General features: G+C 47.1%; 14 protein-coding genes. 8 read left to right on the top strand and 6 right to left on the bottom strand.

Annotation, left to right across the window (positions count from 1 at the left end; all coding sequences use genetic code 11):
* Window positions 1-104: 104 nt before the first annotated feature.
* Window positions 105-479 (bottom strand): hypothetical protein, encoded by a 375-nt coding sequence (locus tag HHL17_RS05795; protein WP_169223814.1) that lies wholly within the window; start codon window positions 477-479, stop codon window positions 105-107.
* A gap of 210 nt (window positions 480-689) precedes the next feature.
* On the bottom strand, window positions 690-1,517 hold the full coding sequence (locus tag HHL17_RS05790; protein ID WP_169223813.1) for a UDP-2,3-diacylglucosamine diphosphatase: 828 nt from the start codon (window positions 1,515-1,517) through the stop codon (window positions 690-692).
* Between the two features lie 180 nt (window positions 1,518-1,697).
* Between HHL17_RS05790 and HHL17_RS05785 the strand changes: the two genes are divergently transcribed.
* The 8 genes from HHL17_RS05785 to HHL17_RS05750 all read left to right on the top strand — a co-directional run bounded on the left by HHL17_RS05785 (window position 1,698) and on the right by HHL17_RS05750 (window position 8,605).
* Window positions 1,698-2,348: a DUF47 domain-containing protein gene (locus HHL17_RS05785; RefSeq protein WP_169223812.1), complete on the top strand. Its 651-nt coding sequence runs from the start codon at window positions 1,698-1,700 to the stop codon at window positions 2,346-2,348.
* 41 nt (window positions 2,349-2,389) lie between these two features.
* Window positions 2,390-3,391: an inorganic phosphate transporter gene (locus tag HHL17_RS05780; protein ID WP_169223811.1), complete on the top strand. Its 1,002-nt coding sequence runs from the start codon at window positions 2,390-2,392 to the stop codon at window positions 3,389-3,391.
* 148 nt (window positions 3,392-3,539) lie between these two features.
* Window positions 3,540-4,412, top strand: a complete 873-nt coding sequence (gene rfbA / locus HHL17_RS05775; protein ID WP_169223810.1) for a glucose-1-phosphate thymidylyltransferase RfbA — start codon at window positions 3,540-3,542, stop codon at window positions 4,410-4,412.
* 31 nt (window positions 4,413-4,443) lie between these two features.
* Window positions 4,444-5,472, top strand: a complete 1,029-nt coding sequence (gene galE / locus HHL17_RS05770) for a UDP-glucose 4-epimerase GalE (RefSeq protein ID WP_169223809.1) — start codon at window positions 4,444-4,446, stop codon at window positions 5,470-5,472.
* 51 nt (window positions 5,473-5,523) lie between these two features.
* Window positions 5,524-6,486 carry a transketolase family protein gene (locus tag HHL17_RS05765; protein ID WP_169223808.1) on the top strand — a complete coding sequence of 321 codons (963 nt, stop codon included), beginning with the start codon at window positions 5,524-5,526 and terminating at the stop codon, window positions 6,484-6,486.
* Between the two features lie 240 nt (window positions 6,487-6,726).
* On the top strand, window positions 6,727-7,284 hold the full coding sequence (locus HHL17_RS05760) for an RNA polymerase sigma factor (protein ID WP_169223807.1): 558 nt from the start codon (window positions 6,727-6,729) through the stop codon (window positions 7,282-7,284).
* A gap of 100 nt (window positions 7,285-7,384) precedes the next feature.
* Complete coding sequence (locus HHL17_RS05755) at window positions 7,385-8,107, top strand: hypothetical protein (RefSeq protein ID WP_169223806.1); 723 nt, start codon at window positions 7,385-7,387, stop codon at window positions 8,105-8,107.
* Between the two features lie 123 nt (window positions 8,108-8,230).
* A complete protein-coding gene (locus HHL17_RS05750; RefSeq protein WP_169223805.1) occupies window positions 8,231-8,605 on the top strand; it encodes a hypothetical protein in 375 nt (124 codons plus the stop codon).
* Between the two features lie 63 nt (window positions 8,606-8,668).
* Here HHL17_RS05750 and HHL17_RS05745 read toward each other — a convergent pair whose 3' ends face one another.
* The 4 genes from HHL17_RS05745 to rodA are packed head-to-tail and all read right to left on the bottom strand — an operon-like array spanning window position 8,669 to window position 12,027.
* Complete coding sequence (locus HHL17_RS05745; protein WP_240975099.1) at window positions 8,669-9,019, bottom strand: nuclear transport factor 2 family protein; 351 nt, start codon at window positions 9,017-9,019, stop codon at window positions 8,669-8,671.
* A 48-nt stretch (window positions 9,020-9,067) separates the two neighbouring features.
* Window positions 9,068-9,925 (bottom strand): helix-turn-helix transcriptional regulator, encoded by an 858-nt coding sequence (locus tag HHL17_RS05740; protein ID WP_169223804.1) that lies wholly within the window; start codon window positions 9,923-9,925, stop codon window positions 9,068-9,070.
* Between the two features lie 27 nt (window positions 9,926-9,952).
* Window positions 9,953-10,699 (bottom strand): MBL fold metallo-hydrolase, encoded by a 747-nt coding sequence (locus HHL17_RS05735; RefSeq protein ID WP_169223803.1) that lies wholly within the window; start codon window positions 10,697-10,699, stop codon window positions 9,953-9,955.
* A 41-nt stretch (window positions 10,700-10,740) separates the two neighbouring features.
* On the bottom strand, window positions 10,741-12,027 hold the full coding sequence (gene rodA / locus HHL17_RS05730) for a rod shape-determining protein RodA (protein WP_169223802.1): 1,287 nt from the start codon (window positions 12,025-12,027) through the stop codon (window positions 10,741-10,743).
* Between the last annotated feature and the right edge of the window lie 5 nt (window positions 12,028-12,032).

Raw genomic sequence — 12,032 nt, 5'->3', positions numbered from 1 at the left:
GAAATGTTTATGGTATTGTTAACAGGAACGCTTACACGAAAATCAGGCATAGGATAGGTCAAGACCAACAAGGGATATGGAAAGGCCGGTACAGCAGACAGTTGCTACATCAGATAAGAAGGTGGTGTGGGTCTGTTGTTGTTCATCAACATGTCCAGTGAAATATCCAGTTGATAATTTCGTTCTTCTCTTTTATCCTGCATAGTGGAGGAAATCTGGAAAAGATGCTGGCTTTTGTTGGTGAATGGTTTGTTGTCTTTATTGCAGAGCTCCAGGCTGAAGTTGAAACGTTCTTCAAGATCTTCCTCAAATTCACGCAAGCTGAGTGTTTCATCGATAGGATATTCCACCAGGGTCTCTTCTTCCAATCCTGCTTCTTTCAGGGTGTCAAAAGCATTCGCCAGGGAGTGGCGCACATATACCGCTACATTACAGGACAACAAACGTTGAATTTGCATCTGTAGAAGGGATATAGTCATTAATGGGTGTAGTTTGAGTACTTTCATTGCTGTTCAATCTTCATTTACTGCGCTTCCAAATAGGTTTTCTGTGAATAGTAATAAGCAAACTTAGAAGTCTACTTTTAATTTAATATTAAGCACTTGTTATGATTATGTGAAAATCTCATTCAAATATAAAAATACTTGAATATTTAATCATTTAAATATTTACAATACGCTCCTAAATAGTTAAATGGCTAAATCCGAAAACGTTTTTGGGTCCCAGTCGGGGGTAGTATCATCTTCATCTTCAGGGAGGACAGTTCTACTTTTAGTGACAGGGTGGTGGTAGAGGGTCCATTGCTGACCAACATATTCGAGGGCCGTAAGGCTTTCCACCCAGTCGCCGGAGTTCAGGTAGGTCACGGTTTTATCGCCTACCGGCATCTCTTTGATAAGCGGCTGATGGATATGACCGCAGCAAACCACGTCAAAACCTTTATCGACCGCAATTTCCGCTACTGTCTGTTCAAAATCCGAAATGAATTTAACCGCGGATTTCACCCCTTGTTTTACTTTTTTGGAGAAAGACATCTTCTCCCGGCCCATGCTTTCCAGGATATTGTTGACCAGGCGGTTGATGATAATCAGGAGATCATATCCTTTACCGCCCAGTTTGGCCAGCCATTTCGAGTTTTTCATGGTCACGTCGTATACGTCGCCATGGAAGAACCAGTGTCTTTTGCCATCTACGTCCAATATCAGCTTATTGTCGATAGAGAAGTTGCTCAGTTCAAAACCGGCGTACTTACGCAGGGCTTCATCATGGTTGCCGGTCAGGTAGTAGACTTCCGTACCCTTGCCAATCATCTTCAGGATCTTGCGGATCACCTTGGTATGGGCCTTGGGGAAGTAACGTTTGCTAAACTGCCAGATATCGATGATATCTCCGTTGAGCACCATGATACGGGGATCTATGCTGTCCAGGTACTGGACCAGCTCTTTAGCATGGCAGCCGTATATCCCGAGATGGACGTCGGAGATAACAACTATATCTAATGCGCGTTTGTCAGACATCTATGTGAAAATGTAACAGGTTGTAGGTACCTGTTTATGATTATAATTTCTTATACAAAGGAAAAATCGCTATATTACTTTTATATTAATCCAGTGTTAAGGAATTATTAATTCACGTTTTTTTCTGGCTCCAATTGATTCTGAAAGCTATTTTTGCGGCAAATTTTTAAACTCAAACGTATGGGAGGCTTCAATTCCTTTGTCAAACTGTTCATGCCGAAAGACCGGGTATTTTATTCTTTGTTTGAAGACGTGGCTTCCAACCTTGTGGAAATGGCCCAGGTCCTCAACGAACTGGTAGCGACTAGTGATCCAGCCGTACGTAAAGACAAAGTGCATCTGATTGAGAGACTGGAGCATAAAAACGACGATTATACCCATCGCATATTCGTAGAGCTGGGACAAAACTTCATCACTCCATTTGACCGGGAAGATATCCACTACCTGGCTGCCACACTGGACGACGTAGCTGACTACATTCACGGTTCTGCCAAAAGAATGGACCTGTATAAAGTCAACACACAAAACGAGAGTATCCGCAAACTCGCTGAGCTGATCCACCTCGGCGTACTGGAGCTGCACAAAGCCATCCCTGAACTGCGTAACATGCAGAACATGCGCGTTATCACCGATGCCTGCGTAAAAATCAATAGTCTCGAAAACCACGCCGACGATATCTACGACCGTGCCATTGCTGACTTGTTTGATACCGAACAAAATGCCGCTGAGCTGATTAAAATGCGTGAAATATACCAGGCCCTGGAAATCGCTACTGACAAATGCGAAGACTGCGCCAACGTTATTGAAACCATTATAATCAAATATTCCTGATAAGGGATACATCGCTCTGACCGCATAATCCTCGTGTTACCATGACTTTATTAGTAATAATTATAATACTGGCGTTTATATTTGACTATATCAATGGTTTTCATGATGCAGCCAACTCCATAGCCACTATCGTTTCGACCAAGGTACTGACGCCTTTTCAGGCAGTGCTTTGGGCCGCAGTTTTTAACTTTGCGGCTTTTTTTATTGCCAAATACGTTATCGGCGAATTTAAAGTAGCCAATTCTGTAGCCAGCTCTGTATTTGAGCAGTTCATCACCCTGAAAGTGATCTTCTGCGGCCTGGTGGCTGCCATCACCTGGAACCTGTTTACCTGGTGGCTTGGCATTCCTTCCAGCTCCTCCCATACCCTCATCGGTGGCTTCATCGGAGCAGCTGTTACCAGCGCCGGCACCCTCGATGTGATCAACTACCACAAGGTGCTGCCTATTGTGTACTTCATTGTACTGGCTCCCCTGATCGGTATGTTGGTAGCCTTTATCATTACCATCATTATTGTGAATATCTGCCGTAAGGCCAATCCTTTCCGGGCTGAAAACTGGTTCAAACGCTTGCAGCTGGCCTCTTCAGCAGCATTGAGCCTCGGTCACGGCAGTAACGATGCCCAGAAAGTAATGGGCATCATCGCCGCTGCCATGGTGGCTGCCGGATATATACCCAATATCAAAGCGATGCCCGACTGGATTCCGCTGGCCTGCTTTACCTGTATCGCCCTCGGTACCATGAGCGGTGGCTGGAAAATCGTTAAAACCATGGGTACCCGTATCACCAAAGTAACCCCGCTCGAAGGCGTGGCTGCTGAAACTTCCGGTGCCATTACCCTGTTCCTGACCGAACACCTTGGTATCCCGGCCAGTACCACACACGTGATCACCGGTGCTATCATGGGCGTAGGCGCTACCAAAAGGCTGTCTGCCGTTCGTTGGGGCGTTACCGTCAGCCTCCTCTGGGCATGGGTACTTACCATCCCTATCAGTGGCCTGCTGGCGGCACTTACCTACCTCATCGCCAGTATCTTTATCTAACATCATGTTATTTAATAATATTAAAAAAAGCTCTCCGCCCACCGCGGGGAGCTTTTTTTGCATAAAAATGCCGTCATGTGGATTAGAGCAGCTATTTTTGTGCGGTTTTCTATAAAAGCCTATAACATCCAATCAAAACAGATCTATAATGAAAGGAATCATCCTGGCCGGCGGCTCCGGTACCCGATTACATCCCATCACTTACGCCATCAGCAAACAGATAATGCCGGTATATGATAAACCGATGATCTATTACCCACTGTCAACATTGATGCTGGCCGGCATAAAAGATATCCTGATCATCTCTACGCCGCATGACCTGCCCTCCTTTCAACGCCTCTTTGGTGACGGCAGCCAGCTGGGACTGAACCTGTCCTATGCTGAACAACCGCTGCCCAACGGACTGGCACAAGCTTTCGTGATCGGCGAACAATTTATCGGAAATGACAGCGTAGCACTGGTGCTGGGAGATAACATCTTCTATGGCGCCGGTCTCGGTACGCAACTGGCGGCCAATACCCATCCCAATGGAGGTATTGTATACGCCTACCAGGTATCCGACCCTGAGAGATATGGTGTAGTGGAATTCTCCGACGACATGCGTGTATTGTCCATCGAGGAAAAACCCGTTAAACCGAAATCCAACTTCGCAGTGCCCGGTCTCTATTTCTATGACAATGATGTCGTGGAAATCGCCAAAAACCTGCAACCCAGCCCACGCGGCGAATACGAAATTACAGATGTGAATAAAGAATATTTGAAGCGCGGCAAGTTAAAAGTTTCTATCTTACCCCGCGGAACAGCCTGGCTGGATACCGGTACCTTTGACTCCCTGATGCAGGCTTCTCAGTTTGTACAGGTCATCGAACAAAGACAAGGCATCAAAATCGCCTGTATCGAAGAAATCGCCTACCGTAAAGGCTTTATCTCGGCCGGTCAACTAATGGAATTGGCCAAACCATTGCTGAAAAGTGGCTATGGCCAGTACCTTGAAAAAGTACTGGAACAAAAAATGATCTGACATCTCATTAAAACGTAAATCTGAAATTATCATGAAGGTTCTTGTTACGGGTGGTTGTGGCTATATTGGCTCCCATACTATTGTAGATTTAATCAATCATGGCTTCGACGTGGTCTCTGTTGACAGCAACATCAAAAGTACCACACAGTTGTTGGATGGCGTGGAAAAAATTACCGGCAAAAAAGTACGTAATTACAAGGTGGACCTTTGTAACCTGGAAGATACCCATGCTGTATTCCATGAAAACAGAGACATCGTGGGCGTGATCCATTTCGCAGCCCTCAAAACTGTCCCTGAATCGGTAGCAGATCCACTGATGTACTTTCATAACAACCTCACCTCTCTCATCAATGTGCTGAAATGCATCAAGGAATTTAATATCCCCAATTTCGTATTCTCCTCTTCCTGCTCTGTATATGGTAACACCAACGCGTTGCCGGTAGTAGAAGAAACACCACTGGGCGAAGCACAATCCCCTTATGCACGCACCAAACAAATGGGAGAACAGATCATCGAGGATTATAGCCGGGTAAACAATACCCAGTCCATCCTGCTGCGCTATTTCAATCCCGTAGGTGCCCACCCGTCCGGCCTCATCGGTGAATTGCCCCTCGGCAAACCAGACAACCTGGTACCGGTGATCACACAAACGGCTATCGGTAAAATCCCGAAACTGACCGTATACGGCGCCGATTACGATACCCGCGATGGATCCTGCGTAAGGGACTATATCCACGTAACGGATATCGCCAACGCGCATACGAAAGCACTACAGTATCTGATTGACCATAAAAATACCTCCAACTGCGAAGTCTTTAACCTCGGCACCGGTAACGGCGTCACCGTACTGGAAGCCATTAAAGCTTTTGAAAAAATATCCGGTGTAAAACTCAACTACACCACTGGCCCACGCCGCCCCGGTGACGTGATCGAAATCTACGCCAATAACACCCGCGCCAAAGAAAAACTCGGCTGGACACCGGAAATTGGTATAGAAGACTGTATGCGCACAGCATGGCAGTGGGAAGTAAGCCTCCGCAATAAAGTGCTGAGCAACTAACTTCTTGATATTAAATGTTTACATTTACGCCTCAATTTTAAAAAGACCGCAATGGTAAAAGATATTCAACCGCTGAACGAAAAAGAAACCCGCGCCGGATTCGGTGAGGGCATCCTGGAAGTGGGCCGCAAAAACCCAAATGTAGTTGCACTGACTGCCGACCTGCTCGGCTCCATGAAGCTGAATGCTTTTGTGAAAGAATTCCCCGACCGCTTCGTACAGGTAGGTATCGCCGAAGCCAATATGATCGGCATCGCTGCCGGTATGACCATCGGTGGAAAAATACCATATACCACCACTTTCGCCAACTTCTCCACCGGCAGGGTATATGACCAGATCCGCCAGTCTGTGGCCTATTCCAATAAAAACGTGAAAATATGCGCCTCCCACGCAGGCCTCACCCTCGGTGAAGACGGCGCTACCCACCAGATACTCGAAGATATCGGTATGATGAAAATGCTGCCCGGCATGACCGTGATCGTGCCTTGCGATTTCAATCAAACCAAAGCCGCTACCATCGCGATCGCAGAGCACGAAGGACCGGTATATCTCCGCTTCGGCCGTCCTAAATGGCCTAACTTCACCGCGGAAAACCAGGACTTCCAGATCGGTAAAGCACAAATCCTCCATGAAGGTACTGATGTAACTCTCTTCGCCTGCGGCCACCTCGTATGGATCGCCGTTGAAGCCGGTAAAATACTGGAAGAAAAAGGCTACAGCGTGGAAATCATCAACATCCACACCATCAAACCGCTGGACGAAGAAGCAGTCATCAAATCCCTCAGCAAAACACGCTGTGCAGTAACTGCCGAAGAACATAACGTGCTCGGCGGTCTCGGCGACAGCATCGCTCAGGTGGCTGCCCGCCATATCCCCGTGCCCATCGAATACGTAGGCACCAACGATACGTTCGGCGAAAGCGGCAAACCAGTGGAACTGCTGAAAAAATATGGCCTCGACGCAGACCATATTGTAGCTGCCGCTGAAAAAGCCATGCAGAGAAAGAAACAATAATGCACCCGAATAAATTCATTGCAGCCCATGGACCAATGTTCATGGGCTGTTTTTATGTCCCCAGGGCTACGATGTTGAAAATGCTATCAAACCTCACAAATACCTGATACCCCCGTTAAACTTTTACATTTTCTGCATATCATAGAAGAAACAATACTTTATACCATCATTAAAGTACCTGACAGCAAGATTTTTCTTTATATTCAGGAAAATAAAACCTGTCCAAGAACCATTTAACCTATGGCCGTTACACAGGACGATAAAACATTACTGGCGCTATACCGGATACCCGAAACCCGTGAACAGGGCTTTACCCTGATCATCCGCAAGTACCAGGAAAGACTTTACTGGCATATCAGGCGACTGGTCATTTCACATGACGACGCTAATGATGTGCTGCAAAACGTTTTCATCAAAGTCTGGAAAAACCTGGAGAACTTCCGGGAAGATGCCCAGTTGTTTACATGGCTGTATAAAATAGCCACCAACGAATGCCTGACCTTCCTGGAACAACAAAAACGAAAATTTGCCGTCTCCCTCTCTGACGTGGAAGACGGTCTTAGCAACAAACTAAAGGCAGATACCCAGTTTGATGCGAATAGACTGGAATGGAAATTACAACAAGCGATATTACAATTACCTGAAAAACAAAGAATTGTATTTAACCTAAGATATTACGACGAAATGCCCTACGAAGAAATGAGCAGGGTATTGGACACCTCAGAAGGAGCCCTGAAAGCGTCGTACCACCATGCAGTCAAAAAAATCGAGGATTTTATCAAAGGAACGGACATATAATCAGCTGCATCTCCCGATTTTAAGCTGTCTTTAAAGTTTTTTGGCAAAAGATTAAAATCTCATTAAACTATTGAAGCAGTGATGTGTCTAAAAATTGTATATGAACAAGCACGAACATATCAGCAATGAATTAAAACAACTGGTGCCGGATGTCAACTGGCCCGCTGACGCACCTTTTACGGTGCCGGCTGGTTACTTTGACCGGTTACCGGATGCAGTGCTGCAACAGGTTCATTTACTGCAACCCAACCACACGGGCGTACTTACACCCGATATTCCTTTTACAGTACCCACCGGATATTTTGAGGAGCTCCCACAAGCCATCCTCCAACGGATACATGCTGCGGAGGAAAACCCTGTCATAGCCGAACTGGAGGCGTTATCCCCTCTGCTTGCGGCCATACCCAAACAGGTTCCCTTTACCGTACCCACAGGATACTTCGGCTCTCTCACTGCACTCCCGCCGGTTCCTGTTACGCCACCGCTGCGCGTTGTAACCCGGAATCCGGTCAAAAAATGGCTGAGATATGCCGTTGCCGCCTGTTTAATCACTTTCGCCGGAACCACGGCCCTGCTCTTCCTGCAACGGGATGGCAGCTTTAATGTGGAAAAACAACTGGAAAGGATCGACAACCAGGATATTGAATACTATCTCCAAAACCATACTGATGCTTTTGACAACGATGCTATCTTTGCCGGCTTTGCCGACGTGTCAGCTCCGGAAGCCCTGCAACAACAACTGAATGATGGGATTCCGCCCGCTGCCATTGAACAATACCTGCAACAATCATCGTTTTCCAAAGAGGTATTACCTAACCAGTAGTGATGCATGAAACGCTTTAATTTTAAAATAATAGGGATTGTCCTGCTTATGTTGACCAGTGCCATAACCCAGGCACAAAAGCCCACATCTGACGACGCAGCTGAAAAAATAAAAAACCTTCAGATGCAGTACCTCTCCCAGAAATTAAACCTCTCCGCTGATGAAGCAGAGAAGTTCTGGCCGGTATATAAGAACTATACAAAAGAAGTGGAAACGCTCATCGCCGAACGTCATAACAGAAGACAACAGGACAGAACACTCCCCGGCGACGCCGATGATATTGCCAAAAGAAATATGGACAATGACCTCGGCTACGAAAAAAGAATGTACGATATCAGGTCAAGATATACCAACGAATTTCAACGCGTACTGCCCGCCCGCAAAGCCGGCGCAGTTTTCAAAAGTGAACGCGAATTCCGGACCATTATGTTGAATCACCTGAATAATCAACGCCTCAACAGAATCAATCAGGGCGGGAATTTCAGAAAAAGACCTTAAACAGTATAACAAAAAGGGAGATCATGTTGATCTCCCTTTTTGTTATACTAACCTATACAGATTTTATTGTGCTTTGTAGTGCGCTCTTACTTCCACCACCTTGCCATCTTTCAGTACCATCATCTCTGTACTCAGTAAATTGTTGACGCTCTTATAATACAGCACAACAGAATTTACACCTTCCAGTATATGATACAATTCAAAATGCAGGTCCGGATAAGCAGTCAATGCCCTGCTGAAATAAGCGCGCAGGTTATCAATGCCACGGATACAACCTTCCGGATCATTGTTGATCTTCTGGATAAAGGGAGAGTAAAAGGTAATGTCCGGTGAATAGTGCGACATCACTTCGTCGAGGTTATGGCTGTTCCAGGCTGCCACCCAGGCATTCCCAAAGGAGGTCATGTTTTCCATTATAATCACTTTTTTTGAAATGACAAGGTAGGGCTTTTGTTACCGGGGTTATTGGCTGGAAAGCTCAATTTCCCCGCGGCGCCATTGTACAGGCGTCACCCCAAAACATCTGCGGAACTGCCGGTAAAAATGAGAGAGGTCTTCAAATCCAGTGCTATAGGCAATCTCCGGGATAGGTTGTTCGGTCGTGCGTAATAACAATGCCGACATTTGTAACCGCTTGGTCCATATCCATTGCATAGGACTGCATTGGTAGGTTTCGCGGAAACGCCGCTTCAGGGTGGCCAGACTCATATTTCCCATGGCCGCTACTTCTTCCAGTAACCGAACTTCATGAATGCCTTTATGCAATCGTGCCATCATCCGTTGCATCGGTGCAGACGGTCTTCCGGCCAGTGCCTGCTTTACGGTGATGGTTTCCTGTTGCAGTAAATGCAACACCCGGTCCATCATGTTCTCATAGGCTGGCATGGCCCCGTCTTCCCGGAAATCACGCAGCAATGCCTGCGTCAGCTGCTGCCATTGAGAAGAAGGGGAAAGTGTCAGGGTAGATCCTGCCATGTGTTTGCTGGTACCTGCGCAGGCGTAATGTGTTGCCAGTAGGTCCGGCGGCAGAAAGAAATTAATACTGGCATAATCTTCCGATGGCCGTAATATCTCCGAGCAAAGCACGCTGCCCGACGGTATCAGAAACACATCGCCGGCCCGCAGGTGATGTGCCCGCAAGCCGTCGTATATTCTCTTCTCACCACGTACCACCAGGTTGAGCACCGCCTGTGGTATGTACAAGCCATGAGCAGCCGGTTGCCGGTAATTGCTATAAGCAGCCCAGCTCTGGCCTTGCTGCTCCCATGTCCTGATATGGTGTTGCCCTCTTAGTGTGAAGCGATCATACAAGGTGTACATAGGTGTTTGCTTGCTCCTGTTCCTTTATCAGAATTTGGCAAATGGTTCTTTGGTATCATGATAGAAAAGGAAAGTCCATCCTTCCTGCTTACCACGCTCCATAAACTCCTGCCGCAGCTCCATACTGCGTTTGCCATCATAGTCATATTTGGCTACAAAACGGCTCTTCATCTGAGAAATCTGCGGTGCCACGTCCCCGCCGAAAAAGACTTTGTCTTCCCCGTCATCTACCAGAAATACCTGATGATAAGGACAATGGCCACCCGTCAATTCATAATGTATATAACCGTCTATAGTACCGTTACCGGTCGTAAACACCACGTTATCGCGTTGTTGCAACAGCACGATGTCTTCGGCCAGATATGATTTGCCGGCATGCTCCATGGCATACAACATCTCTTCATTATTTACATAATAAGTGGCGTTGGGAAAAGTGAGGGTGCGCTCGCCGGTGATAGGATCGGCTGCAGATACGCCCCCGGAGTGGTCTTTGTGCAGGTGGCTCATTAACACCTTGGTGATTTCCATAGGGTTTATGCCATGGTCTATCAGGTGCTGATGGATCTGCAATACACCGTCTTCGTTACGGAAACCAAGCCCGGTGTCAAATAATATATAGTCACGGTCGGTAATCACGAGAAAAGGCTGTATCTCTACCAACAGGGAGCCGTGCGGACGGTCCTGTAGCTTATCTGTGCCCAGTCTGAATGGAGAAAACCGTTTGGTAGCATCTACCGTAAATGAACCTTCTGATAATGGAATAATTCGTGCCATGATGCAAAGATAGCCCATTCACCATTAGGTTGCAGCCCTGGTTACCGCAACACCATCTGTCTGTCGGCATCCAGCCGCAGCATAATAAATATCAGCATGGTAAAGGTCATCAGGGAGGAACCACCATAGCTCACCAATGGCAACGGGATACCAATCACCGGCGCTAAACCAATGGTCATCGATATATTGATGGCAAGGTGGAAGAAGATTATACTGGCTACCCCATAGGCATATACGCGCGAGTAGGTCGATCGCTGTCGCTCTGCCACAAAGATGATCCGGAAAAGCAACGCTACATATAGCCCCAGGAAGATCACACTGCCTAAGAAGCCGAAGTCTTCCCCAACGGTACAGAAGATAAAGTCAGTACTCTGTTCCGGTACGAAGTCAAAGCGGGTCTGCGTCCCTTTCAGGTACCCTTTGCCCCAAAAACCTCCGGATCCAATAGCGATCATACTCTGCCGGGTATTGTAAGTCGCCTTGGGATCATTTTCCTTGCCCAGCATTACCTCAATACGACGCACCTGATAGTCTTTCAACACCTTGGTAAAAGCAAATGGCACAACAAACATGACGAATACGGAGCAGAAGGCATATACACCAATGATAACAAGCAAACGCGACCTCTTTCGTTTGATTTCCCGTCGCATGAAATAGATGACCAGCGCGGTAATCACGGAGAAGATGGTAAACAACACATACTTGTCCACCAACAGGGCAGACAATACCAGCACGATACCGGAAAAGGCGATCACCAGCAGGATACCAGGCAACCCTTCTCTGAACATCACGAGGAAAAAGGAGAAGTACACCAGCGCCAGACCCGTTTCATCCTGCAAAATGATGATGCCCGCAGGAATCAGCGCAATGGCAGCGGCGATCAGCCGCGACCGCAACTTGGTGAAGTCCGTCTCCTGCGAGGATAAGTATTTGGCCAAAGCGAGGTTGGTACAGAGTTTCGTCAGCTCCGCCGGTTGAAACTGGAAACCGCCGATCACCAGCCATGAGTGAGATCCTTTTACATCCTTACCAATGCCCAATACCAATAGCAGCAATAACAAACCGCCGGCGTACAACAGGTTGGAGGTGGCTGTGAAGAACTTACTGTCCGTCAGCCAGATAACCGACGCCAGTACCAGCGATATGCCAAACCACATCATCTGGCGCGAATAGTTTTTATTCAGGTGGATGATATTCTGCCAGACATTATCATCGCCCCGGTATTCCGCAGCAAAGATGGACATGATGCCGATGATCACCAGCGCCAGGTACAGGCCTACAATTGGCCAGTCAATCCCTTGTGTCAGTTTGGCTTGCGAGCGGTTCATGAGCA

The organism is Chitinophaga fulva (assembly GCF_012927205.1).
GTDB classification, from domain to species: Bacteria; Bacteroidota; Bacteroidia; order Chitinophagales; family Chitinophagaceae; genus Chitinophaga; species Chitinophaga fulva.
The sequence above is the reverse complement of the archived record's forward strand: the minus strand, read 5'-3'. Positions and strand labels throughout refer to the sequence as shown.

What these genes read in the sequence shown, in the direction of transcription:
- HHL17_RS05795 (WP_169223814.1), bottom strand. Translation starts at nt 479, where the DNA reads ATGACTATATCCCTTCTACAGATGCAAATTCAACGTTTGTTGTCCTGT.
- HHL17_RS05790 (WP_169223813.1), bottom strand. Translation starts at nt 1,517, where the DNA reads ATGTCTGACAAACGCGCATTAGATATAGTTGTTATCTCCGACGTCCAT.
- HHL17_RS05785 (WP_169223812.1), top strand. Translation starts at nt 1,698, where the DNA reads ATGGGAGGCTTCAATTCCTTTGTCAAACTGTTCATGCCGAAAGACCGG.
- HHL17_RS05780 (WP_169223811.1), top strand. Translation starts at nt 2,390, where the DNA reads ATGACTTTATTAGTAATAATTATAATACTGGCGTTTATATTTGACTAT.
- rfbA (WP_169223810.1), top strand. Translation starts at nt 3,540, where the DNA reads ATGAAAGGAATCATCCTGGCCGGCGGCTCCGGTACCCGATTACATCCC.
- galE (WP_169223809.1), top strand. Translation starts at nt 4,444, where the DNA reads ATGAAGGTTCTTGTTACGGGTGGTTGTGGCTATATTGGCTCCCATACT.
- HHL17_RS05765 (WP_169223808.1), top strand. Translation starts at nt 5,524, where the DNA reads ATGGTAAAAGATATTCAACCGCTGAACGAAAAAGAAACCCGCGCCGGA.
- HHL17_RS05760 (WP_169223807.1), top strand. Translation starts at nt 6,727, where the DNA reads ATGGCCGTTACACAGGACGATAAAACATTACTGGCGCTATACCGGATA.
- HHL17_RS05755 (WP_169223806.1), top strand. Translation starts at nt 7,385, where the DNA reads ATGAACAAGCACGAACATATCAGCAATGAATTAAAACAACTGGTGCCG.
- HHL17_RS05750 (WP_169223805.1), top strand. Translation starts at nt 8,231, where the DNA reads ATGCAGTACCTCTCCCAGAAATTAAACCTCTCCGCTGATGAAGCAGAG.
- HHL17_RS05745 (WP_240975099.1), bottom strand. Translation starts at nt 9,019, where the DNA reads ATGGAAAACATGACCTCCTTTGGGAATGCCTGGGTGGCAGCCTGGAAC.
- HHL17_RS05740 (WP_169223804.1), bottom strand. Translation starts at nt 9,925, where the DNA reads ATGTACACCTTGTATGATCGCTTCACACTAAGAGGGCAACACCATATC.
- HHL17_RS05735 (WP_169223803.1), bottom strand. Translation starts at nt 10,699, where the DNA reads ATGGCACGAATTATTCCATTATCAGAAGGTTCATTTACGGTAGATGCT.
- rodA (WP_169223802.1), bottom strand. Translation starts at nt 12,027, where the DNA reads ATGAACCGCTCGCAAGCCAAACTGACACAAGGGATTGACTGGCCAATT.